This is a genomic window from Nocardioides cavernae (assembly GCF_016907475.1).
GTDB lineage: Bacteria > Actinomycetota > Actinomycetes > Propionibacteriales > Nocardioidaceae > Nocardioides > Nocardioides cavernae.
Map to the genome: position 1 here is coordinate 4,157,489 of NZ_JAFBCA010000001.1, position 26,547 is coordinate 4,184,035.

26 protein-coding genes are annotated in these 26,547 nt (G+C 72.4%); 8 read left to right on the forward strand and 18 right to left on the reverse strand.

The features are described from left to right. Positions 1 to 38: 38 nt before the first annotated feature. The 10 genes from JOD65_RS24125 to JOD65_RS19675 form a co-directional block, all read right to left on the reverse strand. Complete coding sequence (locus tag JOD65_RS24125; RefSeq protein WP_191194929.1) at positions 39 to 719, reverse strand: response regulator; 681 nt, start codon at positions 717 to 719, stop codon at positions 39 to 41. 45 nt (positions 720 to 764) lie between these two features. Then, complete coding sequence (gene hpf / locus JOD65_RS19635; RefSeq protein WP_191194928.1) at positions 765 to 1,379, reverse strand: ribosome hibernation-promoting factor, HPF/YfiA family; 615 nt, start codon at positions 1,377 to 1,379, stop codon at positions 765 to 767. 435 nt (positions 1,380 to 1,814) lie between these two features. Then, positions 1,815 to 2,531: a ComF family protein gene (locus JOD65_RS19640; RefSeq protein WP_307821281.1), complete on the reverse strand. Its 717-nt coding sequence runs from the start codon at positions 2,529 to 2,531 to the stop codon at positions 1,815 to 1,817. Positions 2,532 to 2,589: 58 nt separating this feature from the next. After that, entirely contained in the window at positions 2,590 to 4,353 is a 1,764-nt protein-coding gene (locus JOD65_RS19645; protein WP_191194927.1) for an LpqB family beta-propeller domain-containing protein, read from the reverse strand. A gap of 8 nt (positions 4,354 to 4,361) precedes the next feature. Beyond that, positions 4,362 to 5,957 carry an MtrAB system histidine kinase MtrB gene (gene mtrB / locus JOD65_RS19650; RefSeq protein ID WP_191195492.1) on the reverse strand — a complete coding sequence of 532 codons (1,596 nt, stop codon included), beginning with the start codon at positions 5,955 to 5,957 and terminating at the stop codon, positions 4,362 to 4,364. 15 nt (positions 5,958 to 5,972) lie between these two features. Beyond that, positions 5,973 to 6,671: an MtrAB system response regulator MtrA gene (gene mtrA, locus JOD65_RS19655; RefSeq protein ID WP_191194926.1), complete on the reverse strand. Its 699-nt coding sequence runs from the start codon at positions 6,669 to 6,671 to the stop codon at positions 5,973 to 5,975. Positions 6,672 to 6,725: 54 nt separating this feature from the next. Further along, entirely contained in the window at positions 6,726 to 8,177 is a 1,452-nt protein-coding gene (gene ahcY / locus JOD65_RS19660) for an adenosylhomocysteinase (RefSeq protein WP_191194925.1), read from the reverse strand. Positions 8,178 to 8,269: 92 nt separating this feature from the next. Then, positions 8,270 to 9,457 carry a DUF808 domain-containing protein gene (locus JOD65_RS19665; RefSeq protein ID WP_191194924.1) on the reverse strand — a complete coding sequence of 396 codons (1,188 nt, stop codon included), beginning with the start codon at positions 9,455 to 9,457 and terminating at the stop codon, positions 8,270 to 8,272. Between the two features lie 131 nt (positions 9,458 to 9,588). Next, positions 9,589 to 10,167, reverse strand: a complete 579-nt coding sequence (locus tag JOD65_RS19670; RefSeq protein ID WP_191194923.1) for a GNAT family N-acetyltransferase — start codon at positions 10,165 to 10,167, stop codon at positions 9,589 to 9,591. Next, positions 10,164 to 10,676, reverse strand: coding sequence for a GNAT family N-acetyltransferase (locus JOD65_RS19675; RefSeq protein WP_204811303.1), 513 nt, complete (start codon positions 10,674 to 10,676; stop codon positions 10,164 to 10,166). Before JOD65_RS19675 ends, JOD65_RS19670 begins: the two co-directional genes overlap by 4 nt. 22 nt (positions 10,677 to 10,698) lie before the next feature. On the opposite strand from JOD65_RS19675, the gene JOD65_RS19680 reads away from it, so the two are divergent. The 3 genes from JOD65_RS19680 to JOD65_RS19690 all read left to right on the forward strand — a co-directional run bounded on the left by JOD65_RS19680 (position 10,699) and on the right by JOD65_RS19690 (position 12,260). Continuing rightward, on the forward strand, positions 10,699 to 11,391 hold the full coding sequence (locus JOD65_RS19680) for a cysteine hydrolase family protein (RefSeq protein ID WP_191194922.1): 693 nt from the start codon (positions 10,699 to 10,701) through the stop codon (positions 11,389 to 11,391). Between the two features lie 113 nt (positions 11,392 to 11,504). Then, the gene (locus JOD65_RS19685; RefSeq protein WP_204811305.1) at positions 11,505 to 11,858 is read left to right on the forward strand and encodes an HIT domain-containing protein; all 354 of its coding nucleotides are present in this window, start codon (positions 11,505 to 11,507) and stop codon (positions 11,856 to 11,858) included. A gap of 33 nt (positions 11,859 to 11,891) precedes the next feature. Beyond that, on the forward strand, positions 11,892 to 12,260 hold the full coding sequence (locus JOD65_RS19690; RefSeq protein ID WP_191194921.1) for a nuclear transport factor 2 family protein: 369 nt from the start codon (positions 11,892 to 11,894) through the stop codon (positions 12,258 to 12,260). Positions 12,261 to 12,334: 74 nt separating this feature from the next. Here JOD65_RS19690 and JOD65_RS19695 read toward each other — a convergent pair whose 3' ends face one another. From JOD65_RS19695 to JOD65_RS19710, 4 genes are all read right to left on the reverse strand, one after another. Continuing rightward, a complete protein-coding gene (locus JOD65_RS19695) occupies positions 12,335 to 12,931 on the reverse strand; it encodes a hypothetical protein (RefSeq protein WP_191194920.1) in 597 nt (198 codons plus the stop codon). Positions 12,932 to 13,016: 85 nt separating this feature from the next. Next, on the reverse strand, positions 13,017 to 14,048 hold the full coding sequence (locus tag JOD65_RS19700; RefSeq protein ID WP_191194919.1) for an SIS domain-containing protein: 1,032 nt from the start codon (positions 14,046 to 14,048) through the stop codon (positions 13,017 to 13,019). 17 nt (positions 14,049 to 14,065) lie between these two features. Next, positions 14,066 to 14,239, reverse strand: coding sequence for a Trm112 family protein (locus tag JOD65_RS19705; protein WP_191194918.1), 174 nt, complete (start codon positions 14,237 to 14,239; stop codon positions 14,066 to 14,068). Positions 14,240 to 14,269: 30 nt separating this feature from the next. Then, positions 14,270 to 14,632, reverse strand: coding sequence for a DUF3499 domain-containing protein (locus JOD65_RS19710; protein WP_191194917.1), 363 nt, complete (start codon positions 14,630 to 14,632; stop codon positions 14,270 to 14,272). A gap of 49 nt (positions 14,633 to 14,681) precedes the next feature. Here JOD65_RS19710 and JOD65_RS19715 point away from each other — a divergent pair, with 49 nt between their 5' ends. Beyond that, the gene (locus tag JOD65_RS19715) at positions 14,682 to 15,146 is read left to right on the forward strand and encodes a metallopeptidase family protein (RefSeq protein WP_307821283.1); all 465 of its coding nucleotides are present in this window, start codon (positions 14,682 to 14,684) and stop codon (positions 15,144 to 15,146) included. A gap of 16 nt (positions 15,147 to 15,162) precedes the next feature. On the opposite strand, the gene JOD65_RS19720 is transcribed toward JOD65_RS19715, so the two are convergent. The 3 genes from JOD65_RS19720 to JOD65_RS19730 all read right to left on the reverse strand — a co-directional run bounded on the left by JOD65_RS19720 (position 15,163) and on the right by JOD65_RS19730 (position 19,812). Next, complete coding sequence (locus JOD65_RS19720; protein ID WP_191194916.1) at positions 15,163 to 16,560, reverse strand: DUF5719 family protein; 1,398 nt, start codon at positions 16,558 to 16,560, stop codon at positions 15,163 to 15,165. Continuing rightward, positions 16,553 to 19,468 (reverse strand): glycosyltransferase family 2 protein, encoded by a 2,916-nt coding sequence (locus JOD65_RS19725; protein ID WP_191194915.1) that lies wholly within the window; start codon positions 19,466 to 19,468, stop codon positions 16,553 to 16,555. Before JOD65_RS19725 ends, JOD65_RS19720 begins: the two co-directional genes overlap by 8 nt. 83 nt (positions 19,469 to 19,551) lie before the next feature. Next, positions 19,552 to 19,812, reverse strand: coding sequence for a WhiB family transcriptional regulator (locus tag JOD65_RS19730; RefSeq protein WP_191194914.1), 261 nt, complete (start codon positions 19,810 to 19,812; stop codon positions 19,552 to 19,554). A gap of 144 nt (positions 19,813 to 19,956) precedes the next feature. On the opposite strand from JOD65_RS19730, the gene cofD reads away from it, so the two are divergent. The 4 genes from cofD to JOD65_RS19750 all read left to right on the forward strand — a co-directional run bounded on the left by cofD (position 19,957) and on the right by JOD65_RS19750 (position 23,573). Next, positions 19,957 to 21,000, forward strand: coding sequence for a 2-phospho-L-lactate transferase (gene cofD, locus JOD65_RS19735; protein ID WP_191194913.1), 1,044 nt, complete (start codon positions 19,957 to 19,959; stop codon positions 20,998 to 21,000). Further along, complete coding sequence (gene cofE / locus JOD65_RS19740) at positions 20,997 to 22,007, forward strand: coenzyme F420-0:L-glutamate ligase (protein ID WP_191194912.1); 1,011 nt, start codon at positions 20,997 to 20,999, stop codon at positions 22,005 to 22,007. Before cofD ends, cofE begins: the two co-directional genes overlap by 4 nt. Positions 22,008 to 22,080: 73 nt before the next feature. Continuing rightward, on the forward strand, positions 22,081 to 22,818 hold the full coding sequence (locus tag JOD65_RS23485) for a DUF3105 domain-containing protein (RefSeq protein WP_191194911.1): 738 nt from the start codon (positions 22,081 to 22,083) through the stop codon (positions 22,816 to 22,818). Positions 22,819 to 22,832: 14 nt separating this feature from the next. After that, positions 22,833 to 23,573, forward strand: coding sequence for a TIGR03089 family protein (locus tag JOD65_RS19750; RefSeq protein ID WP_191194910.1), 741 nt, complete (start codon positions 22,833 to 22,835; stop codon positions 23,571 to 23,573). Positions 23,574 to 23,594: 21 nt separating this feature from the next. Here the strand turns inward: JOD65_RS19750 and JOD65_RS19755 are convergent, their stop codons facing one another. Next, complete coding sequence (locus JOD65_RS19755) at positions 23,595 to 26,318, reverse strand: FG-GAP-like repeat-containing protein (protein ID WP_191194909.1); 2,724 nt, start codon at positions 26,316 to 26,318, stop codon at positions 23,595 to 23,597. Between the last annotated feature and the right edge of the window lie 229 nt (positions 26,319 to 26,547).

Below are 26,547 nucleotides of genomic sequence, written 5' to 3' on the forward strand. Positions count from 1 at the left end.
CAACGGGTCCGACCGGCGTCGGACCTCGTACCTCGGTCCTACGGAAGGTCCAACAACTTCTCTCGCATGGCGTACATGACGGCCTCCATGCGGGAGTGGAGCTGCAGCTTCTCCAGGATGTTGCGGACGTGGTTCTTGACCGTGTTCTCGGAGATGAAGAGCTCCTTGGCGACCTCACGGTTGTTGAGCCCCTTGGCCACGAGGCGCAGGACCTCGAGCTCGCGCTCGGTGAGCCGCAGGGCGGGACCCTGCTCGCGCTCGGGCTTCGACATCTGCTTGAACTCGTCGATGAGCTTGACGGCCATGGAAGGGCTGATGAGCGACTGGCCCTCGTTGACCACGCGGATCGCCTGGGCGACCTCCTCGATCGAGGAGTCCTTGAGCAGGTAACCGGCGGCACCGTTCTTGACCGACTCGTAGAGGTCGGCCTCCTCGTCGGAGACGGTGAGCATGATGATCTTGGTGGCCGGGACGGCCTCCTTGATCGCCCGACAGGCCTCGACGCCGGTGCGGCGCGGCATCCGTACGTCGAGCAGGATCACGTCGGGCGCGGTGGTGATCGCCAGCTCGGTGGCGGTGATGCCGTCGGCCGCCTCGCCGACCACCTCGATGTCGATGTCCCCACCCAGCAGCATGATGAGGCCGCGGCGGAAGAGCTCCTGGTCGTCCACGACAAGGACGCGGACGGGTTCGGTCCCAGCTGATGTTGCCTCGGTCACGCGCGCATCATGTCATGCGCACGTGACCGGGGGGCAGTGGTCGGTTCAGTCCACCTCGAGCGAGATGACTCCGTAGTCGTAGCCGCGGCGGCGGTAGACCACCGACGGCCGCTCGCTCTCCTTGTCCACGAAGAGGTAGAAGTCGTGCCCGACGAGCTCCATCTCGTAGAGGGCCTGGTCGAGGGTCATCGCGATCGCGGTGTGGGACTTCTCGCGGACCACGAGCGGTCCGTCACCCGTCACCGTGATCGGGCCGACCTTGCGCTCGACGACCCCCTCGTCTGCGGCGGAAGCATCCTCGGCCTCCGGCAACGAGGCGAGGGCCTCGCCCACGCCGACGTGCGCGTTGCGTCCCTTGTGCACGCGGCGCCGGTCGGCGGCGCGGCGCATCTGGGACTGCATCTTGTCCAGGGCCAGGTCGAGGGCACCCATCTTGTCCTCGGCGGCAGCCTCGGCGCGGATCACCGGCCCCTTGGAGAAGGCAGTGAGCTCCACCTTCGCCGACCGGTCGTGCTGGCGGGGGTTCTTCTCGAGCTCGACCTCCACCTGGACGCGCATGATGCGGTGATCGTGCTTCTCCAGACGGCTGAGCTTCTCGGACACGTGCTCGCGGAACCGGTCGGACACCTCGCAGTGCCGTCCCGTGACCACAACCTCCATGTGAACCTCCTCAACTAGCGAACGGTCCGCACCCCTCCATTTCGCCGCGGCGGTGCACCCGCCGGGGCAGGGTGGGATGGAGCCCGCCCGGCCGACCTGGTCTTCGACCCCACAACCGCCTGCTGAAGCGTTCGCAACTTCTCCGTCACTACTGGCCTTCTCCCGGCGTCCGGCACATCTGGTGCCGGCGACGAGGCAGGACTTACTTCTAAGCCGCACCGTGATCGTCCGACGGGCGTCGGGCTGCAGAGCAGCGCGGTGCCCGGGGACTTACGTGGACCGTTTCGCCTGCGACTGGCATCGGCTTGCCACGGGTCTGGCCTGTCACTGCACCTCGCGGTGCCGCGCACAGCCCTCTCCGTGACGCAACCACGGACCCGGGCGGACTCCATGACAAGACGCTAGCCCCTCAACCGCATCGGGCCAACCGTGGGGTCACCTGTCGGTCTGGAACTCCTGGCCCCCAGGGCCGGCGCGCCGCGGTGTGGCCGCCACCGCAGCGACCGCGACGGGCGGCAGGCCCACCGCCTCGAGGGCCCGCTGGGCCTCACGGGCGGTCGACCCGGTGGTCAGCACGTCGTCGCAGACGAGGACGTGGGCCCGGCTCCATCGGCGACCGACGCGCGCGAGCGCGGCGGAGGGACAGTGCATCGAGCCGGCCATGTTGGCGGCGCGGTCCCCCGCACCGAGGCCGGCCTGGTCGGCGGCCCCGCGCGAGGCCAGCAGGGGCGCGACCGCCGTGGGTCGCACACGACGGACGCGGGACGCGGCCCGGCGGACGAGCGCCTCGGTGGCCTCGTAGCCGCGCCGCCGACCGGCTCCCGGCCGCGACGGCACCGGGACCAGCAGCAGCGGGACCGCGGGGTCGAGGTGGGCGGCGGCACCGTGGACCGCCTGCGCGAGCAGGTCACCCAGCACCCGCCGGTGGCCCCACTGGCCGCGGTCCTTGTGTCCCACCACCAGCGCTCGCACCGCACCGTCGTACGCCTCCGCGACCCACGGCGTCACGAGTCCGTCGGGCACGGGTGTCGGCCACGCCACCCGTGGCCGGCCCGACAGGACGTCGCGGCAGGCCGGGCAGAGCATCCGGCCCGGCAGGTCGCACCCCACGCACCGGCTGCCGAGGAACAGGTCGAGGGCCTCGTCGAGCACCCGCCCATGCCAGCAGCAGGCGTCGTACGACGGCAACCGCCCGCGCGGCGCCTGTGGATCAGCCGACGTAGGTGAGCGACCTCAGGCCGGGCGGCAGGTCGGGCACCGAGCGCTCGGGCCGGGTCAGGGCGAACACGGATCGCCCGGCCACGGCATAGGCCTCGACGAGTTCCACCGGGGAGGACACCAGCGTGCGGATGCGTCCGCGCAGGCTCGTCGTGCCTCCGGTCGAGATCTCGCCCGGGGCCCCGTCCACGGAGACCGTGCGCACCTGCGAGAGGCCCTCGGTGATGATGTCCCTCAGCACCGACACCGTCGTGGGCGAGCGCCAGGCGATGTCCCGGATCCGCGCAGTGCCCTCCGCGGGCTCCGGCAGCACCTGCGGCCTGGTGAACCCGGCCACGGCCCCGGCGGAGTCGTGCCGGACCCGCACCGAGACCACGCGGTCCGCCTTGCCGGTCCGCACGACGGCCACCAGCCGGCTGCCGTCGCGCGAGACGATCAGCTCCGTGAGGCGGCGCCCGGTGAGCCCCGGCACGACCACCTCCCCGGCCGCCCCGTCGACAACCTGGAACACCCGCGCGCGGCCGTTGTTGCGGTCGAGCACCCAGATGCGGTCGCGGTAGTCCCAGTGCGGTGCGGCCAGGTCGACGGCTCCGAGGATGACGGTCGCCACCTCACCGGTGGGCGACTCGGTCGGCGCCACCACCAGCTCCGAGCCCGTGGAGGTGACCCCCGCCAGGCGGACGCCGGAGAGGCTGACTCCGATCGAGCGCAGGTCGTAGCCGGACTCCTCCTGCCCGAGCGGGCCGAGGGTGGGGGCGAGCTCACCCATGGGTCCGGTGACGACCATTCCCTTGTCGAGCGCGAACAGGTCGGTGGTGGCGGGCACGCCGTTGGGGTCGTAGCCGCTGCCGAACTGCAGGCTGACCTGGGGGGAGCCGCTGGGCCCGACGATCGTCCGACCGCCGATGCTGAGCTGGACGGCACCGATGCGCGGCTCCTGCCGAAGCGTCCAGACGAGCTGGGCCAGCATCCGCTGGGCGGTCAGCTCGTCCACTGCGTCCGGGTCGCCGGAGAGCGAGACCTGCGCGATGCCGGAGGTGATCGGCACCGAGAGACCGTGCGTGGTGCCCGGTGGGAAGTAGCTGCGCGTGACGTCCTCGAGGTCCGAGGACGACCTGGTCAGCAGCCCGCGCACCAGCGACGACGCGAACTGGTCACCGCGGGGCACGAACACCGGCTCGGGGACCATGATCTCGGTCGTGGGGTCGAAGTAGTAGAGCGAGGCCCGCTCGTACCAGTCGTCGAACCACGTCTCCGGCACGATGAGGGCGTCGGGCACCTCGTCGATGCGCCACTCGCCGTCCTCCTTGACCAGGCCGAGGGAGAGGATGGCGCCACCGCTGGTCCGCTGCCAGGCGCCGCGCGCGTCGTAGGTGTTGACGTCGGTCAGCGGCACGCGCACGGAGGTGCCGGCCGTCGGGTCGCCGAGCTCGGCGTAGGTGATGATCTGCTGCTCGGGCACCCACGCCTCCGCCGCCTCCCGGGAGAGGAACTGGCGTGCCACGCTGACGCTGACCGGGGTGGCCTTCATCGCCTCGAAGAAGCCCTCGACCACCTCGGCGGTCGCCTGGCCGGCCTGCGGGGGTCGGGGGTCGAAGGAGATGCCGGGCGCGTCCTGGGAGCCGCTGGTGCCCTCCGACTCGACGACCGGGCCCGAGGTCGGCATCCGCACGCAGCCCGCCAGCAGCGCGGCGACCGTCACCAGGCCGAGCACGCGCGCGACCCGCGCCACCCGGACGGTGCGATGCCTCGTCATGCTGCCCCTCATGCCGTCTCCCGAGCGTCGACGGGGACCAGAGGCAGCGGCGAGTGGCGCAGCTGGGTGCCGAGCCGGCGGGGCAGCGTCAGGCGGAACTGGGCACCCTCGCCGGGACGGCCCCACGCCTGGAGCCACCCGCCGTGCAGGTGGGTGTCCTCGAGCGAGATCGACAGGCCGAGCCCGGTGCCGCCGCTCGTGCGGGCCCGCGCCGGGTCGGCGCGCCAGAACCGGTTGAAGACCATCGCGGACTCCCCCGGCCCGAGGCCCACACCGTGGTCCCGGACCGCGATGGCGGCGGACTGGAGGTCGGCGCCGACGAAGATCTCGACGTCGCGGCACTCGGCGTGGTCGATGGCGTTGGTGACGAGGTTGCGCACGATCCGCTCCACCCGGCGTACGTCGGCCTCCGCGACGCACGGCGTGCCGGGGTCGTGCAGCACCACACGGGTGTCGCGCTGGGCGGCGAGCACCGAGGTCATGTCGACCACGCGGCGGACGACGTCGACCAGGTCGACGTCCTCCGTCTCGAGCACCGCCGCCCCCGCGTCGAAACGGCTGATCTCGAGCAGGTCGGCCAGGAGCGTCTCGAAGCGGTCGAGCTCCTTCTGGAGCAGCTCGGCCGCGCGACCGGTGACCGGGTCGAGGAACGGCTTGGCGTCGTGGATGACGTCGCTGGCCATCCGCACGGTGGTGATGGGCGTGCGCAGCTCGTGGGAGACGTCGGAGACGAAGCGCCGCTGGAGCCGGCTGAGCTCCTCCAGCTGCCGGATCTGCTTCTGGAGGTTGGAGGCCATCTGGTTGAACGACGTCGCGAGCCGCGCCAGGTCGTCCTCACCGGTGACGCGCAGGCGCTCCTGGAGCTGGCCGGCCGCCAGGCGCTCGGCGACCCGGCGGGCCATCCGGATCGGCGTCACGACCTGGCGGGTCACCAGCCAGGTCAGCAACGCCACGAGCAGCAGCAGCGGCACGCCGGCGACGAGCATCGCCCGCGAGACGAGCGCGAGCGTCTCCTCCTGCTCGGCGAGCGGGTAGAGGTAGTAGAGCGTGTAGGTGTTGTCGTCGGCGGGGAGCCGGACCTGGCTGCCGACCACGATGCCGGGGCCGTCGGGCAGGCCCTGGATCGGCCGCGTCGTGCGGATGTCGGTGAAGGTCCAGGCCGTCGGGGAGAGCGAGTCGAAGCGGGCCTCGAGAGACTCCGGGACGCTGGCCAGGTCGAGGCCCTCGGTGAACTTCGCGCCGCCGTCAGCCAGCCGGACGCCCTCGTCGACCGGCGGGGACAGCACCACGGCGAATCCGCGCGTGGTGCCGCGCGCCTGGATCGGCTCGACGAGCGCCTGCTGCTGGGCCGACTCGTCGGCGTCGATGCCGGGCGTGGCGGCCAGCGCCGCGCGGGCCGCCTCGGTCTCGCCCTCCGCCTCCTGCACCACGGCCTCGACCCGGTGGTCGAGCAGCCCGTCACGGGTCTGCTGCATGAGGAACCAGCCGACGATGCCGACGACCGCCGCCGAGAGCAGGACCGTGCTGACCACGACGCGCGCCTGCACCGAGCGCCGCCAGAAGGCGGGCCCGTGCCGCAGCACCGGTGGGAGCCGGTCACGCATGCTCACCGGTGGCTCCTAGGACTTGCCGGCCTTGTAGCCCACGCCACGGACGGTCACGACGACCTCCGGGTTCTCCGGGTCGTGCTCGACCTTGGAGCGCAGGCGCTGGACGTGCACGTTGACGAGCCGGGTGTCGGCACTGTGGCGGTAGCCCCAGACCTGCTCGAGCAGCACCTCGCGCGTGAAGACCTGCCACGGCTTGCGCGCGAGGCACACCAGCAGGTCGAACTCGAGCGGGGTCAGGTTGATCGGCTCACCCGCACGGGCCACCGAGTGGCCCGCCACGTCGATCGACACGTCACCGATGGTCAGTCCCTCGCCGGGAGTGACGTCGTGGCGGCGCACCCGCGCACGGACGCGCGCGATGAGCTCCTTGGGCTTGAACGGCTTGACGATGTAGTCGTCGGCGCCGGACTCCAGGCCGACGACCACGTCGATGGTGTCGCCCTTCGCGGTGAGCATCACGATCGGCACGCCGGACTCGGCGCGGATCTCCTTGCAGACGTCGATGCCGTCCTTGCCGGGGAGCATCAGGTCGAGCAGCACCAGGTCGGGCTTGTAGTCGCGGAACGCGTCGAGGGCCACGTCACCACGCCCGACGATGCGGCTGTCGAACCCCTCCTGGCGCAGGACGATGGACAACATCTCCGCCAGGGAGGGGTCGTCGTCGACGACGAGCACGCTGCCACGCGCTGGTTCGGCGAAGTCGGTCATGGCGCCAGTCTATTGGGGCACCACGACCGACCTCAGCCGAACGCGTGCGCTTGCTCAGTAGCGGTAGTGCTCGGGCTTGTACGGACCCTCGACCGGGACGCCGAGGTAGCCGGCCTGCTCCTTGGAGAGCTCGGTCAGCTCGACGCCGAGGGCGTCGAGGTGCAGCCGGGCGACCTCCTCGTCGAGGTGCTTGGGCAGCACGTGCACGCCCAGCTCGTAGGAGTCGGCCTTGGTGAACAGGTCGATCTGGGCCAGCACCTGGTTGGTGAAGGAGTTCGACATGACGAACGACGGGTGGCCGGTGGCGTTGCCAAGGTTGAGCAGGCGGCCCTCCGACAGCACGATGACCTTCTTGCCGGGCTTGCCGTCCTCGCCGGGGAAGATCCACTGGTGGACCTGCGGCTTGATCTCGTCCTTGACGATGCCCGGGATCCTGGCGAGGCCCGCCATGTTGATCTCGTTGTCGAAGTGACCGATGTTGCCGACGATCGCCTGGTGCTTCATCTTGTGGAAGTGCTCGACGGTGATGATGTCGAAGTTGCCGGTCGTGGTGATGAAGATGTCGGCGGTCTCGACGACCGAGTCGAGGCGCTTGACCTCGTATCCGTCCATCGCGGCCTGCAGCGCGCAGATGGGGTCGATCTCGGTGACGATGACGCGGGCACCCTGACCGCGCAGCGACTCCGCCGAGCCCTTGCCGACGTCGCCGTAGCCGCAGACGACGGCGACCTTGCCGCCGATCATCACGTCGGTGGCGCGGTTGATGCCGTCGACGAGCGAGTGGCGGCAGCCGTACTTGTTGTCGAACTTGGACTTGGTGACCGAGTCGTTGACGTTGATCGCCGGGAAGAGGAGGGTGCCCTCCTTGAAGCGCTCGTAGAGCCGCAGCACGCCGGTCGTGGTCTCCTCGGAGACTCCCTTGACCATGGGGGCGCGCTTGGTCCAGCGCTGCGGGTCGGCCTCGAGCGAGCGGGCCAGCACGCGCAGCACCTCCTTGAACTCCTCGTTGTCGGTGGAGTCCTGCGACGGGACGGCGCCCGCCTTCTCGTACTCGACACCGAGGTGCAGCAGCATCGTGATGTCGCCGCCGTCGTCGAGCAGCATGTTGGGGCCGCCCTCGGCGAAGTCGAAGACCTTCTCGGCCTCGTCCCAGTACTCGGCGAGGCTCTCACCCTTCCACGCGAAGACCGGAACGCCCTTCGGGTCCTCGGGGGTGCCCCCCGTGGACGGGCGGCCGACGACGACCGCGGCGGCGGCGTGGTCCTGGGTGGAGAAGATGTTGCAGGTGGCCCAGCGGATGTCCGCGCCGAGGGCCGCGAGGGTCTCGATCAGCACGGCGGTCTGGATCGTCATGTGCAGCGAGCCCGCGATGCGCGCCCCCTTGAGGGGCTGCTCCTTGCCGTAGCGCTCGCGCATGGCCATCAGGCCCGGCATCTCGTGCTCGGCGAGCTCGATCTCCTTGCGGCCGTAGGCGGCGAGGTTGAGGTCGGCGACCTTGAAGTCCATCGGTTGTCTCCTGGTGTGGTGGAGCCGTCTGCGCCGCACATCTGTGCGTCCTCGGGATCTCCCGCGCGGACCGGAAAAGAGTAGGACCGCCCTCAGCGATTCGGAGAATCCTCGGGGGGCGGGTCGGCGGGGGTCGATCCGGTCGCGCCGCCACGCCCCTCGGAGCCCGTCGGGACGTGGTCCGCACCGTGCTCGCCGCCGCGCTCGGTGACGTCCTCACCGCCGTGCTCGCTGGCGTGCTCGCTGCCGTGCTCGCTGCCGTGCTCGCTGCCGTGCTCGTCGCCGTGAGCACCGATGCCGAACACGCGCAGGGCGTACAGCACGACGAACCCGACGACGAGGCCGACGAGGGCGGAGACCAGGGTGTTGAGCAGCCACCCGACGAGGCTTCCCAGCGCCCCGCCGATCGCGTGGTGCACGTCCTCCTCCCAGTGGTGCAGGAGGTCGTACGGCGCGTGCAGGGCGTCGCCGAGTGCCGTGCCCTCGAGCAGGCCGTCGTGACCGCCGATCTCGTAGAGGCTGACGAGGAAGATGTGGCCACCGACCCAGAGCATGGCCAGCGTGCCGATGAGGGAGATGCCGGCCAGCAGCTTCGGCATGAAGCCGACCATCCCGTGGCCGATCCGCTGGGAGGCCCGGGAGTCGCGCTTGGACAGGGCGAGGCCGACGTCGTCCATCTTCACGATCAGCGCCACGACGCCATAGACCAGGACGGTGATCAGCACCGCGACGACCGCGAGCACGATGGCGCGCATCCAGATGCTCGCGTCGGGGTCGGAGCTGACGACCTCCTTGAGCGCGATCACCATGATCTCGGCACTGAGGATGAAGTCGGTGCGCACGGCGTTGGCGATGGTGCGCTTCTCGTGCTCGGGGGTGAACTCCCCGGCCTCCGACACGTCCTCCTCGGCCTCGGTGGAGTGCCCGGTGAGGCGCTCGTGCACCTTGTGGGCGCCCTCGTAGGCGAGGAAGCCACCACCGAAGATCAGGATCACCGGCAGCAACCACGGGAGGAACTGCCCGAGCAGCACCGCTGCGGGAAGGATGAAGAGCAGCTTGTTGCGCAGCGAGCCGATGGCGATCTGCTTGATGATCGGCAGCTCGCGCTCCGCGGCCGACCCGTGGAGGTACTGCGGGGTCACGGCGGTGTCGTCGACCACGACGCCGGCGGCCTTGGCGCTGGCCCGACCCGCGGCAGCGCCGACGTCGTCCACGCTGGCTGCTGCGATGCGCGCGAGCGCGGCGACATCGTCGAGGAGGGCGAACAGTCCGCCGGCCATGGGCGATCCTTCGGGTCAGTGGTCGGGTGGTGCGTCCGGTGGGGTGCAGCCTATCGGCGCGGCGTACGCCGTCGTGCCCCGCCGACTGCCCGCCGACTGCCCGCCGACTGCCCGCCGCGAAGGGGCCGGGCTCAGGCCTCCACGGTGCGGCGCATCACCCAGCGCCACTTGGCGATCCTGCGGTCACGGACGAAGCCGAGCTCCTCGTAGAGCGACTCCGGTCCGGTGTGCAGGTAGGCGCCGCGCTGCGGCTTCCGGTCGACGACCTGCTCCGGGTAGGCCTCGACCACGCCCCCGCCGGCCGCGGCGATCTCCGCGAGGACAGCCGACACAGCGGCCCGCGCGACGCCCTTCCCGCGGTGCTTGCTGCCGGTGAAGATGCAGCCGATCCGCCACTCCGGCAGGGCTGCGAGGTCCGCCTCGTAGGCCTTGGCGTTCTTGATGTGGGGGAGCTCGTCCGGGGTGCCGAACTGGCACCACCCGACCGCGTCGCTGCCGTCGTACACCAGCACCTGGTGCACGGTGCCCCTGTCGGTGTGCGCCCGCTTGGCGATCCGGTGGTCCTCGGCGGTCCCGGCCAGGCCCTCGGGGTGGAAGCCGATGCACCAGCACCCGCCCCACACGCCGTTGTTGGCCTCGACGAGGGCCGCGAAGTCGGCCCAGGTCTCCGGGGTGAGGAGCCTGGTGTCGTACGACGGCGCGTCGGTCATGACGCCACTGTGGTGCCGGTTCCGGACGAATCAGGGTCGTAGGCGTAGGTCAGCAGCTCGGCGTGCGGCGGCATCGGGCCGCGGCTGCGCTCACCGGTCTCGACCCACCCGTGCTTCTCCCAGAAGGAGCGCCCACGGGGGTTGGCCGCGTAGCAGCGGAGCCACGGTCGCGTGACGCCGGCGGCCGCCATCCGGGCGAGCAGCTCGTCATGGGCCGCGGACGCCAGCCCGCTCCCCCACTCCTCGAGGGCGACGCCGAAGTGCTTCACCTCGTCGTCGGCCAGCGCCGCGAAGCCGGCGACGGCACCCGCTCGCTCGATCACGAAGCACTCGATCGTCGGGTCGTCGATCTCCTCGCGCCACCGCCCGGCCAGCACCTCGCGCGGGAAGGGATGGGTGTCCTGCGGGAACACCCCCGAGAGCCCGGCGACCGAGGTGGGCTCCTGGACCTCCATCACGGCGGGTACGTCGTCGGCGCGCATCCGGCGCAGCACGTCCACGGAGGCCATGCAGGGACAGTAGCCTCGCCGGATGTCGACACCACCGCTCCCGGGCCCGCTGGACACGGCCGACCACGCCTGGCTCGTCGAGGAGCGGGAGTACGCCCGGCACGAGGCCCGGCGCGGCCGGCGACACGCCTTCGAGCACCTCGACCCACGACGCACCGCGCTCGTGGTGGTCGACGTGGTGCCGTTCTTCGTCCGCGAGTCGGCGTACGTCCGCGGGATCGTGCCGCGCGTCGATCGGCTCGCCTCCGCTCTCCGCTCGGCGGGAGGTGTGGTCGCGTGGGTGGTGCCCGGCTACGCGCCGCCGAGCGCCAAGGACCGCGAGTTCTTCGGCGACGAGGTGGCCGATCGCTACGCCCGGTCCGGTGGCGACGGTCCTCCGAGGTCGCGCGTGGACCCCTCGCTCGACGTCGCCCCGGACGACCTGGTCGTGGAGAAGACCGCGCGGAGTGCGTACTCCCCCGGATCCTCCGACCTCCCCGCCCTTCTCGATGCTCGCGACGTCGACACGCTCGTGGTGGCGGGGACCGTCACCAACGTCTGCGTCGAGGACACCGTGCGCGATGCCAGCACCGCCGGCCTGCGCGTCATCCTCGTCGCCGACGCGTGTGCGGCGATGCGCGACCAGGACCACAACGCCACCCTCCACGTGGTCCACCGCTCCTATGGCGACGTACGGCCGACGGTCGAGGTGCTCGACCTGATCGCCGGGCGCTAGGTCGACGCTCACTCGCAGCAGGTACGAGCAAAGTCGGAGCCGGACGCTCGTCGGCTTGTCGGCCGGTGTCCGGGCCGGACGTGAGCCGGCGAGCCCGCTGCGAGGATGTCCAGGTGAGCGACGTGGGGACCTACGACGGCGACGACTTCTACTGCGACGTGGCGATCCCGCGGGCCGTCCCGCTGGAGGTGGTCCACGAGGACGACCTGGTGCTCGCCTACCACCACACCCGGCCGTTCTGGCCGGTCCACCTCGTGGCAGTCCCCAAGCAGCACATCGCCTCGTTCACCACGATCGCGGCGTCCGACGAGGCGCACGTCCGGGCACTCCTCGCGGTCGTCCAGCAGCTCGCCCGCCGGGTCGAGGAGGAGCACGGAGCAGCCGCCGTCCTGACCAACCTCGGCGCCTACCAGGACTCCAAGCACCTCCACGTCCACGTGCACTCGGGTGCGCAGCTCCGCGCCTGAGCCGCTGTCGGTACCAACGGGCACACTCGGCACATGGACGCGCGCGCACTGATCACCCGACTTGCCGGGCTCATCGACGCCCACGACTGGGAGGCGCTGCCCGGCGTGCTGCACCGCGACTTCCGGTGTCGGTTGGTGCACACCGGCGAGGTCTTCGACCGGGAGGAGTGGGTGCGGTTCAACGCCGACTACCCCGGCTTCGAGCGGATGCACGTCGAGGACGTGGTGGTCGAGGGAGATCGTGGGGTGCTGCGGGCGCGGGTGACCGGGAAGGGCGGCACGGGCGAGGCGCTCGAGTTCGCCGTGGCGAGCTTCGCGACCGCGCGCGACGGCCTCCTCGTCGAGCTGGTCGAGGTCTGGGCCGACGTCGACCAGCAGCCACCCGAGGGCACCCGGCCCTGACGACACCGGAGCCCCGGGCCGTCCGCGTGGTGCGGTCGGCTCCGGGGCTCCGTGGGGTCACCTCGGGTGAGGCGTCACTTCATCTTCTTGGCGGTCACCTTCGCGAGCTGCTTGATGGCGGACGCGGGGATGGCCGCGTCGTCGATGGCCACGACGGCCGCGGACCGCTTGCCGTCGCCGATGAACACGACGTTGGAGTAGGAGACGACGCCCCCGACGGTGGTCTCCTGCTGCAGCATCACCGTCGACTGGCCAAGCTTGGGTGCCTTGCCCAGCGTGGTCGTGACCGTGCCGCCAGTGGCGGACTGGGTGAAGGAGGCGCAGTCCTTGGCATAGCGCTTGTACGACTTGAGGTACGCCTTGACCTTGGCCGCCGACGAGTGCTGGATGACCGTGGACTGCACGAAGGACGCCCCGGCGGACGAGACGCCGCGGATGCTCGCGAGGCGCTTGACCTTCACGATCTCCGACGTGTCGCAGGTGGCTCCCGGCGCCGAGTTCTTCGTCGAGGTGAAGGAGGTGAACTCGGCGTCTGCCAGCTCCGGGAAGGCCTTGACGATGTCACCCTTCTTCGGGAGGTCCTTCGCGGACACGGCCGCCTGGGCAGGAGTGCCGGACACGAGCAGGACCGCGGTGAGGCCGGCGGCGATGGACAGGGAGGTGCGACGCATGGATGCTCCTGTGTGACGTGGATGCTGACTGCCCAGTCCTGCCCGGCACCGAGCGGCTCAAACCTCCAGCGACGTGAGAGCCCGGTCAGTCCTCGACGAGGCCGACGCGGAGGTACTCCGCGGCGTAGGTGCCGGTGAGCAGCAGCGATGCGTAGCGCGCGACCTCGTCGCCGGCGTCGGTCTCGAGCACCTCGACCCGTACGCCGTGGCGCGCAGCGGCTGCCTTGAGCTCGCCGGTCTGCGCGCGGACGACCGGGTCGTCGGACCGGTCGTCGAGGATCAGCAGCAGCGGACGCAGGTCGGCGGGCTCGTCGGCGAACGGGTCGGCGAACAGGTCGTGCGGCTTGGTGGCCTCGATGACGGGCAGCAGGTGCTCGGCGTCACCGGCGATCGCCGACCGGCCGCTGGTGCGACGCAGCGACTCGGTCAGCCGCCGGGCCGCGCGGGCCGCGAGGACCGAGCCGCCCCAGACGAGCGGGTTCGTGTCGGCCATCGCGATCGCCAGCATCTTGGCGGGATTGACCGCGAGGTCGCGGTGCGGCGAGCAGCTCTCGGCGACCCGGTCGAGGGACTCGGCCACCGACTCGGCGTCGGCGCGCGGACCGAGGTGGACGTGGGCGAGGTAGTCGAGGACGACCACGGCGGTCGCGAGCTGGTCGCCCGTCACCGTCGGCAGCACCGTCACGTGCCGCCCGGCGGCGTGCTCGCCCACGAGCGAGCGCTCGGGGCACGCGACCACGACCTGCGCCCCACGGCGTACGGCCTCGGCGACGGCCGACGCCGACCCGTGGTCGTTGCCCTCGGGCGCCAGCATGACGACGAGGTCGAGCGACCCCGCCCATCCGGGGAGCCCCGGGTTGGGCCACGCCACGAACGGCACCGGACACCAGGGCTCGAGCACCGCGCGGAGCAGCCTCGAGTCGGGCCCCGCGGCGATCACCGCGCGGGGACGGGCCTCGTCGCGACCGCGAGCGATGGCCTCCGCGGTCGCCGCTGCGGCCTCGTGGGCCTCCCGGCGCACCCGGGCACCGCTCTCGGCGAGCGTGCGCAGCCGGAGGTCGACCGTCTCCAGCACCCCGGCGTCGTCCAGCCGGGCCTCGTCGAACCACGTCGCCACGGCCAGCTCCTCAGTGCTCAGGCGGGCTTGCGGGCCTCGTCGACCAGCAGCACCGGGATGTCGTCGCGGACCGGGTAGGCGTTGCCGCAGCCCTGGCACACGAGCTCCTCGACGCCGTCGGACGCGGGTGCCAGCTCGCCGTGGCAGGCCGGGCAGACGATGATGCTCAGCAGCTGCTGGTCGATGTTCACGCCGATGATCCTAGGGGGTGCCGGGACCGGTCAGTCAGTGGAGGTGAGCACGCGCAGGTGGCCGCGCTTGGCGCCGCGGGTCGGGTCGTCGGTGGAGTGCAGCGGGACCGGCGCCGGAGCGGGTCGGGCCGCTTCGCGGACCGCGTCGGCCAGCGCGAGCAGGTCGTCGCTGCTCGGGCCCTGCGCCTTCGGGTCGGCCGCCAGCCGGAGCACCTCCCAGCCGCGCGGGGCCGACAGCCGCTCGCTGTGCACCTCGCAGAGGTCGTAGGCGTGCGGCTCGGCGTACGTCGCCAACGGACCCAGGACCGCGGTCGAATCGGCGTAGACGTAGGTCAGCGTGTTGACCGCGGGACGGCCACACGCCGTCCGCGAACAACGACGGGCAAGGCTCACGGCGCCGACGCTACCCGGCGCGCACACGCGCGGCGCTTAGGCTCGCGGCGTGGACATCGGGGTGGGCAGCGACACGGGCAGCGAGCGGGCCGGCGAGGCGCGGCCCCGGACGCGGGACCGGAGGGGCCGTGGCATGCGCGGTCCCGGAGTGGTGCCGGCCCGTCCGGGCACCACGGCGCTGCGGACGGCGCGGCAGCGGTTCGACCAGCTCGTGCTCGACGTGGTGACCCCGCTGGACGAGCGCTGGCACCGCCACCTCGGGCTGGTGGAGTACGCCGTCGAGGACGCGCCGATGCTGCCCGACGACTGGGGCGACGAGACCGTCCCGCTGTCATCGCTGGTGCGCGGCAAGGGCCAGGAGCCGACCCGGCTGGTGATCTTCCGCCGCCCCATCGAGCACCGCTCGACCTCGCGCGACGAGCTCGAGGCGCTCGTGCACACCATCGTCGTGGAGCAGCTGGCCGAGCTGCTCAACCTCACGCCCGGCCAGGTCGACGAGAGGTACGCCGACTGAGCCGGACCGGCCCGGACTAGCGCTGGGCCGGGCGCACGTCCGCGACCTCGCTGGTGGTGCCGAGCTGCGACAGGGGCAGGACGGACAGTCCGCTGTCGCTGACCTCGACCGACACGACCGCGCCCGTGCGCTCCACCAGCACCTGCGCGAGCACCGCGTCGTCGGGCACCCGGATGCGCGCCGCCGTCGCCGGGTCGACCTCGACCCGACGCTCGCGGACCACGGCGTCACCGTCCTCGTCCCAGGCCTGCAGCGTCACCAGACCGGGAGCGGTGGCGCCCGTGACCACGATGCGCTTGGCCCCGGCCGGCAGGGCGACGGCGGCCTCGCCCTCGATCGTCGAGCCCGCCGACGTCAGCGCGAGGTCGGTCGGGGTCCGGATGCGGAGGGAGGCGGTGACCGGGCCGGTCGCCTCCAGTCGGAGCGCCTGGACGCCCACGAGGCCGCGGCCGCGCAGCACGCCGCTGAGGTCGACCTCGTCGACCGACGCCGGGTCGAGGGTGACCTCCTCGAGGCCGGACGGGGCGAACTCGCTGTCCTCGCTGACCAGCTCGAGGGCGACCCGCACCTCGCTGTCGCCGGGGTTGGCCAGGGTCAGGACCCGGTCGGCGGAGGTCGTGCCGATGCCGGCGACGTACGACGTCGAGGCGGGCGCGGCCTGGGCGGGCAGCCACTCGCGCACCGGGCGGTCGCGTCCGACCGGGTCGACCACGTCGACCACGTGGGAGGCGAGCCGGCCGCGCGAGACGCTGACGCGCAGCGCCAGGGCGTCGCGGTTGGGTGCGACCTCCGAGAGGTCGAAGGACGTCGAGCGGCCGCCCGGCACGCGCACCCCGCGGAGCGCGGGCACGTCGACGAGCCCGCTGCCGTCCCAGACGGTGACGTCGGCGACGGCCGGTCCGCGGTCGGGGTTGATGAGGGTGAGCGTCGAGGTGTGCTCGGCGGACGCGCCGGCGCCGGTGAACCACCGCTCGGGCGCCGGCTGGTCGCACCCGGTCGCCGATCCGCCGCCGGAGCGCGACGCGACGAGGCCGGGCGCGAGCTCGCCGCTGCCGTTGATGACGACGTACTGCCGCTCGGTGCGCGACGCGACGCCGCCGGACAGGGTCTGGGTGTCGTCCCGGCGTCCGACGCGCAGCGTCAGGTCGCCCGAGCCCAGCCCGGTGGTGCCCATCCGGATCTCGTCGGCGCCGGGCAGCCGGGCGGGGCAGACCGCGGTGACGCGGTCGAGCGGCGCCTCCGCGGGGGCGTGGGAGGACGACGCCTGCTCGGCCGGTCGCACGAGGGCGAGGGCGGCCACGGTCAGGAGGGGGATGAGTACGGCGAGGATCGTCACCGGCGAGGGCCGGGTGCGCGCGGTCTCGGCGGCCCGACGCCGGCCACCTCCCGGAGCGGGGGTGCTGGGCTCAGTCATCGCGGCCCTCCCCACGGCGGCGCTGCCGGACGGTCGGTAGGGCGAGCACCAGCACGACCACGATCGCCAGCCCCTGCACGACGAGCAGCGCGGTGCGCCACCACGGGCTGGGGCCCTCGAGCGACGCCGGGTCGAGCGGACGGTCGACGCGCCAGGCGCGGGTCGTGCGGTCCTCGGCGCTGGCCTGCTCGAGCCCGGCGGTCGCGTCGAGCAGCGACGAGATCCGGCCGTCGGCGGGCGAGCTCAGGACGACGTACTCCACGCCCCGGGCACCCAGGTCCGCCACGACGGCTGGCGTGGGGGCGGACACGAGGTCACGCACGTCGCTGGTCAGCCCGGCGTCCTCGTCGGCCAGGGTGAGGATCTCGTCCTCCCCCACCGTCGTGCCGTCGTCGCGCCGGATGCGGTAGGTGACGCCCTCGTCGACGGACCCGCCGATGACGAGCACGCCGTGCTCCTGGCCGAGCAGCGAGCTCTGCTTCATGTAGACCGGGACCGACTGCTCGGCGTCGCGCGCGAGCACGTCGGCGCCGTCGTCGGCGCCCAGCCACCAGACGAGGCCCCCGAGGGGCACCAACGCCGCGGCCAGGGCGAGGGCCGTGGCGACCACGCGCTGCCACCACGGGTGGTGGTCGGCGAGCCGCCGCAGGTAGGCGTCGGCGCCCAGCACGACCGCCACGACCGACGTGCCCTGCAGGATGACCACGAACAGGCCCAGGCTGGGTCGGGTGGTCACCGACGGCAGGTCGAGCGTCACGTGCGAGAGCAGTCCGGACACGACGGCCGCCGCCAGCGCCACCAGCCAGCAGATGAGCACGGGCACGCGCGTACGACGCGGGATCAGGGCGGCGAGGGCGAGCAGGCCGAGCACCACGCCGAACCACAGCGGGGCCCCGAGGTCGTTGAGCCGGCCGGTCACCAGGCCGCCGAAGGTCACCTGGTCGACGGTGAGGCGCCCGGCCTCGAGCAGCAGGCCGGACGCGGAGCCGGTGGTGAGCAGCGGCAGCAGCCAGGGCGCGAGGAGCACGGGCGTCGCGGCGACGGCGACCACGGGCGGACCCCAGCTGTCGCGCTCGCGCAGCAGCCGCGGGGCGATCACCGCCGCGGCGCCGAGGACGACGGCGGTGGCGAGCAGCGCGAAGAGCCAGAGCCCGGGGACGAACGCCGCGCCGAGGGCCAGGAGCAGGGCCGTGCGCCAGGCCGCGCGCCACCGCCGGTCGCGGTCCGGGTCGACGAAGCCGAGGGCGGCGTGCGCGGTCCAGGGCAGCAGGGCGGCGACCGCCACCGTGCCGAAGCGTCCCTCCGCCCAGGCACCGGAGGTCACCGGGACGAGGGCGTAGGTCAGGGCACCCCACACCACCAGCCAGCGCGGCAGGCCCAGCGGGTCGACCAGCCGTCCGACGACCTTGAGCAGCCGCCACGCCCCCCACGCCGCCACCGGGACGGCGAGCAGCATCAGGCCGGACACGACGGCTCCGGTGTGACCGAGCAGGAGTGTCGCGGCGAACGCGAACGGCAGCACGTAGGCGGGGGCCGGCACGTCGGTGCCGGTGCCGAGCGGGTGCCAGCTCGAGACGTGCAGGCGCCACCAGTCCGTCGCGGCCTCCGGCACCGGGGACAGCGCGCCGCCGGTGATCGAGCCGAAGGCCTCCCGGGCGGCGATCAGTGCCAGGACGCCGAAGAGCGCCAGCACCACGGCGACCGGGTTGGTGAAGAAGCGGGCGACGAAGCCGGAGTCAGTGAGGTAGGCGTCCTCGTCGTCGTCCGCCGACGTCCCGGACCCGCGTCGCGCCTCGCGCACGCCCGGCCCGGCGCCGGGCGCGTCCGCAGCCTTGGCGAGGCGGCGCCGCTCGGCGACGTCGGCGGCCTGGCTGGTGGCGGCCGAGGCGAGGTCGGTGACGAAGTCGAGGCCGTGACGGTAGGGCAGCCACGCCGGGGCCAGCAGGCGGCGTACGTCGGCGGGGTCGCCCTGCCGCAGGTCGGCCCGGTCTCGACGCGCGGCCAGGACCTGGCGCGGCCTCCCGTGCACCGACAACGTAGCCGCGAGCTCGTCGAGCGCCTCCCCCACCGACCGCACGACGAGGAAGCCGACCACGCGCAGCAGCGAGCCGAGGAAGAGCCGGACGTACTGCCAGGCGAACCCGCGCGAGGAGACGTTGGCCAGCGAGGTGAGGAGGGCGGCGCGCCGCTCCTGGTAGTGCGTGTGCCGCCCGGTGAGCGGCGTACGCCGGATGCCGCGGTGCGCGGCCTCGGCGTGGAAGACCACGGCCTGCGGGACGACGAGGGTCCGGTGCCCGGCCAGCGCGGCGCGCCAGCCGAAGTCGATGTCGTTGCCGAAGATCGGCAGGTCCTCGTCGAGCCCGCCGAGCGACTCCAGCACGGAGCGACGCACGAGCATGCCGGCGGTGTTGACCGCGAGCACCTCGCGCACGGCGTCGTGCTGGCCCTGGTCGTACTCACCCCGCTCCAGACCGGTCTCGCGGTGCCCGGTGCCGGTGATGGTGAGGCCGACCTCGAGGAGGCGGCGCAGCGAGGGCCACTCGCGCAGCTTGGGGCCGAGGATCGCGACCGAGGGGTGCTCGCGGGCTGCGTCGAGCAGCTCGGCGAGGGCCGTCGGGGCGGGGTTGCTGTCGTCGTGGAGCAGCCAGATCCACTCGTCGTCGCCGGTCGCCGGGGCCAGCTCGAGGCCGTGGCGCACCGCGGCGGGATAGCTGGTCGAGCCGGGCACGACGTCGAGCACGACCTGCTCGCCGAGCGCGTCGCGCACGAGCGTGGTGCTGTCGTCGCGGCTCGTGGTGTCGACGGCGACGACGCGATCCACCGGGAGGGTCTGCCCGCTCAGACCGGTGAGGACTGCTGGGAGCCATCGCGCCCCGTCATGACTGACGAGAAGCGCTGTGACGGTCACCGGAGCACCCTAGCGAGGGGCTCCGCGCTCCATGAAACCGCCGGAGTGGTGCTGGCGACGGGCCGGACGCGCCGGCCCGGACCTCAGCCCGCGGCGCTCTTCTTCAGCTTGCGGCGCTCACGCTCGGACAGACCGCCCCAGATGCCGAAGCGCTCGTCGTTCATCAGCGCGGACTCCAAGCAGTCGTCGCGGACCTCGCACGTCAGGCAGACCTTCTTGGCCTCCCTGGTGGAGCCGCCCTTCTCGGGGAAGAACGCCTCGGGGTCCGTCTGCGCGCACAACGCGCGGTCCTGCCAACCGAACTCCTCGCCCTCGGGCTCGAGAAGAAACAGTTCTGCTCTCATGGCTGACGCCCTTTCGACCCTGTTTTCAGAACTGAACGAGACACTTGATCAACATAACGACACTGTGGGAATTACATGCCTGTCGTACCCCGCAAGTCAAGCCCGGATCTGATATGGCCATTCCTCTTCCGGCAGGCTGTTCCTATGCCATCATCCGCGCCCACGCTCCGCCGTATCACCGTCCTCTCGGGCGGGGTCGGCGGGGCCCGCTTCCTCCAGGGACTCCTCCACGGCCTCCGCACAGGTGTCGTGCCGGGCGGGTCCGCCGACACCGAGGTGACGGTCGTGGCCAACACCGCCGACGACTGGTGGATCCACGGCCTCAAGGTCTGCCCCGATCTCGACACCGTGATGTACACCCTCGGTGACGGCATCGACGTCGAGCGCGGCTGGGGTCGTCGCGACGAGACGTGGAGCGCCCGCACGGAGCTCGAGGCGTACGGCGTCGAGCCGACGTGGTTCGGCCTCGGGGACCGCGACATCGCGACCCACCTGGTCCGCACCCAGATGCTCGAGGCCGGCTACACGCTGTCGCAGGTCACCGAGGCGCTCTGCCGCCGCTGGCTCACGCCCGTGCACGGCGAGACCGTGCGACTCCTGCCGATGTCGGACGACCGGGTCGAGACCCACGTCGCCGTGGCCGACCCCGACAGCGCGAGCGGGCGGAGGGTGGTCCACTTCCAGGAGTACTGGGTGCGGCTGCGCGCAGCGGTGCCCGCCGAGACGGTGATCGCGGTCGGCCAGGACGCCGCGACGCCCGCGCCCGGCGTGCTCGAGGCCATCGGCGAGGCCGACCTCGTCGTGCTGCCGCCGTCCAACCCGGTGGTGTCGGTCGGCACCATCCTGGGGGTACCCGGCATCCGCGACGCCGTCCGCTCGACCCCCGCACCCGTCGTCGGCCTCTCCCCCATCGTCGGCTCCTCGCACGTGCACGGCATGGCGGCACAGATGCTGACGAGCATCGGCGTCGAGGTCAGCGCCGGCGCCGTCGGCGCCCACTACGGCGCACGCAGCGCGGGCGGCGTGCTCGACGGCTGGCTGGTCGACGAGCGCGACGCCGGGCAGCTGACCGGTCTGGAGCAGTCCGGGATCCGCGCCGCGGCCGTCCCCCTCATGATGTCCGGCCACGACGCCACCGCGGCGATGGCCGCGGCCGCCGTCTCGCTCGTCACCGACGGGCGCTCGTGAGCACCCGGCTCGAGGTGTGGGCGCCCGACGGGGTGCCCGAGGTCGTCGCCGGTGACGACCTGGCCGCGCTGGTGCTCGACTCCCTCCGGGGCGACCACGGTCTCGCCGACGGCGACGTGCTGTGCGTGACCAGCAAGGTGGTGAGCAAGGCCGAGGGACGGGTACGGGCGGGCGACCGCGACGCGGCCGTCGAGGAGGAGACGGTCCGCGTCGTCGCGCGCCGCGGGCCGGTGACCATCGTGCGCAACCGTCTCGGCCTCACCATGGCCGCCGCCGGGGTCGACGCCTCCAACGTGGCCACCGGGTCGGTCGTGCTCCTCCCCCTCGACCCCGACGCCTCGGCGCGAGCGCTGCGCCACGAGGTGCACCGACGCACCGGCGCCAACGTCGGGGTCGTGGTCACGGACACCTCGGGCCGCGCGTGGCGCGAGGGTCAGACCGACATCGCGATCGGGGCGGCCGGACTGCTCGTCGCCGAGGACTTCGCCGGCCGCACCGACCCCCACGGCAACGCCCTGGCCGTCACCCTCCCCGCCGTGGCCGACGAGATCGCCGGGGCGGCGGAGCTCGCGCAGGGCAAGCTGGGCGGGCGGCCGGTCGCCGTCGTCCGCGGGCGGGCCGACCTGGTGCTGCCGCCCGGCGAGGACGGCCCCGGCGCCAGGTCGCTGGTGCGCCCCGACGGGGGCGACCTCTTCGGCTGGGGCGCCCGCGAGGCCGTCGTACGCGCCCTGACCGGCGACGACGCGGACCGCGCCCCCTTCGGGGCGCCCGCCGTCGCGCACGAGCTGCACTCCGCGGTCGGCCGGGTGGTCGGTGCCGGGCAGGCGCTCTCGTCCGCGCTCCTGCTGACCTTCGACGACGACCCGGACCGCGTCGTCCTTCACCTGCCGGGCGACGCCGACCACGCTGCGGTGGCCGCCGTGTGCTTCGCGCACGGGTGGCGGATCCGCGGCTGGGAGCGGGCCGGAGACGACGTCGTGTGCGGCGTGTCACCTGCGACTACGTAGACTCTCCCACCGCGGACGCATCCGTCGCGCCCAGCAGCACCCTCCAGCAGTCGACCGAGAGACACCGAGCACCGTGGCCAAGCAGGCAAAGACCGACCGTCAGGCGGTCATCGACTCCATCCGCTCCCAGCAGTCCAAGCGCGAAAACCGGCGCGGGCTGGCGATCGTGGGCGTGTGCGTCCTCGTCGCCGCGCTGATCGTGGGCGCCGCGGCGTTCAAGCCGATCAAGGACTGGTGGGACCTGCGGGCCTACGCCTCGGACTCGCTCGGCGAGATCGGCGCGAAGGCCTCGGTCTGCCAGGACGTCACCACCAAGTCGGCCGAGGGCAGCCAGGACCACGTCGACGTCGGCACGCCGATGACCTACCCCGACGCCCCGCCGGCCTTCGGCCAGCACTGGAACATGTGGGACAGCATGGAGCGCAAGCTCTACACCGCCTCGGACCGCCCGGAGCTCGGCGAGCTCGTGCACAACCTCGAGCACGGCTTCACGATCCTCTGGTACGACGAGACCATCGCCGACGACTCCGACCAGATGGACGTCCTGCGCGGGATCGCCTCCAAGCTGCAGGGCACCGACAACCTGCGCGACAAGTTCAAGGCCGTGCCGTGGACCTCTGAAGACGGCAAGGACTTCCCCAAGGGCCAGCACGTCGCCCTGACGCACTGGTCGCTCGGCGGCGTCGGTGAGACCGACGCGTCCAAGCAGGTCGGCGTCTGGCAGTACTGCTCCGAGGTCAGCGGCTCCGCCCTGGAGACGTTCATGGAGGACTACCCCTACATGGACTCCCCCGAGCCCAACGCCGTCTGAGGGTCCCGATCCCGATGACCACGCCGGGCACGTCCGGCGCGTACAGCACCTTCGCCGAGGTGCTGGCGGCACAGCTGCGCCGCGACCCCGGACGTCCGCTCGTGACCTTCTACGACCACGCGACCGACGAGCGGGTCGAGCTGTCGGTGACGACGTACGCCAACTGGGTGGCGAAGGCGTCCGGCCTGCTGACCGAGGTCGCCGACCTCGAGCGCGGCATGTCGCTGCGCATCGACCTCCCGCCGCACTGGCTCTCGACGGTCTTCCTGGGCGCTGCGTGGACGGTCGGCCTGCGCGTCACGACCTCCGGCGACCCGGACGCCGTCGTGTGCGGACCCGACGGGCTCGACGCGTGGGCGCCCCGCGCCGGCTCGATCCCGGTGCTCGCGTGCAGCCTCCGCCCGCTGGGTGTGCGGTTCGCCGAGGCGCTCCCGGCCGGCGTGCTCGACGTGGGCGTGGAGATCTGGTCGCAGCCCGACGGCTTCACCGCGTGGGACCCGCCGACCGGTGACGACCTCGCCACCGACGACCTCACCCAGGCCCGGCTCTGGACGCACGACAGGACGGCCGCCGTCGGGAGTGGTCTCACCGACGGCGGCCGTCTTCTCTCGGTGGCCGACCCGGCTTCCCCACCAGGAATGGCCACCTTCACCGAGCCCCTCGGACGAGGCGGCTCGCTGGTCCTTGTCCGCAATCCCGACCCGGCTCGCCTCGACGACGTCCACGACGCCGAACGGGCGACTGCCCGGGCCTGATCGCTCTTCGCTGGGAGCCGGTCACCCGGCCAGGTCGAAGGCCCCCAGTCCCTCGCCCAGCACACGCGGGTGGGAGACGCCGGACTTGCGACCGGAGTAGACGTACGCCACCCCGCTCGCCCGGTCGCGGACGATGTAGTCGGCCGACCCCTTGAGCGTCATGGCCTGGACCCCGAGCACCCAGTCGAAGCCGGAGAGGTCCGACGGCAGCCCGGCCCGGGAGGGAACCGCGCCGCCCTTGACGGCGATCGCCGCACCGAAGCCGGAGCCGTTGCCGGGCCAGACCATCAACGCGCCGCCGGCCGGGGTCCCGATGAGGTCGGGCAGGCCGTCGCCGGTCACGTCGCCGACCGCCCTGAGCCCCTGGACCGGGGCCCAGCCCTGGCCGAGGACGGTGCCGGCGGCGAGCGCGCCGGTGCCGTTGCCGGCGAAGAGCCACAGCTGGCCGGAGCCGTCGCGGGTGAGCACGTCGCCGAAGCCGTCGCGGTTGACGTCACCGGAGTTGAGGATCGTGTCCATCCCTGCGAAGGAGACGCCGGTGTCGACCGGTGCGCCGAGCTCGAAGGTGTCGCGGTTGGCGACGACCACGAGCTGCTTGCCCGAGACGCCGATCAGGTCCGCACCGGCGCCGTCGACCATGTTGGCGCCGGTGATCCAGCGCATCGACTTCAGGTTCGTGGCGGGGCCCAGCGCGGCGCCGTACGTGCCGTCGCCGCGACCCGGCATCAGCATCACGTTCCCCTTGGACGAACGGGCGACCAGGTCGGAGCGTCCGTCCCCGTTGAAGTCGCCGGCGATGACGCGGTTGTAGCCGCTCCAGGATCCGGCGACGCGCTTGGGCGCGGCGAACCGGCCGGTGCCGTAGCCGGTCTGCAGGAACAGCCGGTTCTTCGTGCGCAGCAGGAGGTCCGCCCGCCCGTCGCCGTTGACGTCGCCGGCGCCGATGAGCTGCCGGTAGTTGCCGTAGCCCTTGCGGGTGACCTTGCGGGCGAAGCCGCCCTTCTCGGTCGCGAGCAACGTGGCCAGGCGCCCCTTGAAGCGGGCCACGAGGTCGTTGCGGCCGTCACCGTTGATGTCACCGACGGCGGTGATCAGCGAGTAGCCGCGCAGCCGGAGCTTGCGGGTGGTCTTGCCGAACTTGCCGTTGCCCTTGCCGACCCGTACCCGGACCACGCCGGACTTGTCGGCCGTCACCAGGTCCGGCAGGCCGTCGCCCGTGAGGTCGGGCGAGACCAGCACGTCGGCGCGCTTGTCCCAGCCCTTCTTGCCCACGACCGTGCGCTTCTGGAAGGACGTCAGGCCACCGGTCGGCAGCACCAGGCCGCGGCCGTCGGCGGCGCGGCGCACGACGAGGTCCGGGTAGGGCGAGGCGTCCAGGTTGTTCTGCGGAGCGGGCTCCGCGATGGGCACCTCGGTCGGCGGGGGCGGCGGCGTGACCACCGGCGCCGCCTGGGAGGCGTACGTCCGGATCAGCGGCAGCTGGGCGTAGAGGTACTTGCCCGGGCAGGCCGTCGAACCGGCGTCGCGGTGCCCGTTGATCGCCTGGAACGTGCCGCGGCCGATCTTCTGCGACGTCGACGCGGGGTTGACGCCGTGCAGCGACAGCTTCCACGCGAAGAGCTGGCCGTAGGCCCGCAGCATCACGTCGGGCGGCTGGACGGTGTCGAAGTTGCCGATCGCCGACATCGCGAAGGAGTAGTCGTTGTAGTTGAGCGTGTGGGCGCCGACGACGGGCTTGTCGATGCCGCCGTAGCGGCCCTCCCAGATGCGACCGAAGCGGTCGACGAGGAAGTTGTAGCCGATGTCGCTCCAGCCCCTCGACTTCACGTGGTAGGCGTAGATGCTGCGCAGGATCGCGGGCACCTGGGCCTCGGTGTAGTTGTTCGCGTTGACCGTGTGGTGGACGAAGCCGCCGCTGATCGTGCCGTAGCGCAGCGCGCTCTTGTTGCGGATGCTCTCGTCGGCGCCCCACTGGGCGCGGGAGTAGATCGTGGGCTGCGCGACGGTCTGCTTGCGCGCGGCCTGCAGGGTGATGCCCTCCGTCGCGGCGTCGGTGCCGTCCTGCTGTGCGTAGTCGTCGTCGTACGACGCGCTGGGGTCCTCGTCGGCGGTGTCGGCCGGCGCCTCGGTCTCGGTCCTCGTGGCCGACCCCGGGTCGACGAGGGCGAGGGAGAGGTCGTCCGGCAGGGCGACGCCGTCGGTGCGGGCCTCGACCTGGACGTCGTCGACGTCGCCGACGAACGTGGGCTCGGTGCCGGGGCGGGCGTTCGCGGCCTCGGCGCTGCCCGCGTCGGGGCCGTGCTCGTCGTGGTACTCCAGGTCCTCCCAGGCGCTCCACTCGTCGCCGCTGCGGGTGCGGACGCGGAGGGTGATCTGGTCCTCCTCGAGCACCTCGCCGCTCTGCCACGTCACGCCGACCGCGCCGAAGGCGTCCACCGGCTGCGGGGTGCTGACCACGCGCGCCTCGGTGGCACCGCCCGCGACGGTGCGCCCGCGGAGACCGGCGAAGCCGCCGGCGGCGCCGGTGAGCGGCACCTCGGTGACGTTCGGCGTGACCGCCTTCGTGGGGACGGTCGCCGACATCAGGGCCGCAGGAGCGGCCTGAGCGGCAGCGGGAGCACCGGGTGCTTCCCCCACGATGTCGAGGGACACGACACCGGAGGCGGGGGTGAGCACGACGAGCACGACACCGAGTGCCAGCACCTGCTGGCAGAGGGTGACGAGGCGGGCCTGAAGAGGACGCATGACAAGACTCCTGCTGTGTGGGGGAAGGTCACACAAGGCAGGAGTTTCACACCAGTCACATCAGTCACGGAAGAGTTTCTGAGTAACTACAAACGTGTAATTTCCAGTCGACACGCCGTTACATCGGTGTAATTCTCGCCGATCCTGCCACGAAATGCGTCGAGCGGTGCGTGAGCCACGTTCCTCAGGCCAAGAATGTGGCTCACGCACCGCTCGGAGGCTGGTGGCC

Bases quoted from the DNA above. Each gene is read 5' to 3' on its own strand.
- JOD65_RS19680 (WP_191194922.1), top strand. From the start codon at position 10,699: ATGTCGACACCACCGCTCCCGGGCCCGCTGGACACGGCCGACCACGCC.
- JOD65_RS19755 (WP_191194909.1), bottom strand. From the start codon at position 26,318: ATGCGTCCTCTTCAGGCCCGCCTCGTCACCCTCTGCCAGCAGGTGCTG.
- cofD (WP_191194913.1), top strand. From the start codon at position 19,957: ATGCCATCATCCGCGCCCACGCTCCGCCGTATCACCGTCCTCTCGGGC.
- JOD65_RS19670 (WP_191194923.1), bottom strand. From the start codon at position 10,167: ATGACCGACGCGCCGTCGTACGACACCAGGCTCCTCACCCCGGAGACC.
- JOD65_RS19645 (WP_191194927.1), bottom strand. From the start codon at position 4,353: ATGACGAGGCATCGCACCGTCCGGGTGGCGCGGGTCGCGCGCGTGCTC.
- JOD65_RS19730 (WP_191194914.1), bottom strand. From the start codon at position 19,812: ATGAGAGCAGAACTGTTTCTTCTCGAGCCCGAGGGCGAGGAGTTCGGT.
- JOD65_RS19695 (WP_191194920.1), bottom strand. From the start codon at position 12,931: ATGCGTCGCACCTCCCTGTCCATCGCCGCCGGCCTCACCGCGGTCCTG.
- JOD65_RS19750 (WP_191194910.1), top strand. From the start codon at position 22,833: ATGACCACGCCGGGCACGTCCGGCGCGTACAGCACCTTCGCCGAGGTG.
- mtrA (WP_191194926.1), bottom strand. From the start codon at position 6,671: ATGACCGACTTCGCCGAACCAGCGCGTGGCAGCGTGCTCGTCGTCGAC.
- JOD65_RS19720 (WP_191194916.1), bottom strand. From the start codon at position 16,560: ATGACTGAGCCCAGCACCCCCGCTCCGGGAGGTGGCCGGCGTCGGGCC.
- JOD65_RS19665 (WP_191194924.1), bottom strand. From the start codon at position 9,457: ATGGCCGGCGGACTGTTCGCCCTCCTCGACGATGTCGCCGCGCTCGCG.
- JOD65_RS19690 (WP_191194921.1), top strand. From the start codon at position 11,892: ATGGACGCGCGCGCACTGATCACCCGACTTGCCGGGCTCATCGACGCC.
- mtrB (WP_191195492.1), bottom strand. From the start codon at position 5,957: ATGCGTGACCGGCTCCCACCGGTGCTGCGGCACGGGCCCGCCTTCTGG.
- hpf (WP_191194928.1), bottom strand. From the start codon at position 1,379: ATGGAGGTTGTGGTCACGGGACGGCACTGCGAGGTGTCCGACCGGTTC.
- JOD65_RS19675 (WP_204811303.1), bottom strand. From the start codon at position 10,676: ATGGCCTCCGTGGACGTGCTGCGCCGGATGCGCGCCGACGACGTACCC.
- ahcY (WP_191194925.1), bottom strand. From the start codon at position 8,177: ATGGACTTCAAGGTCGCCGACCTCAACCTCGCCGCCTACGGCCGCAAG.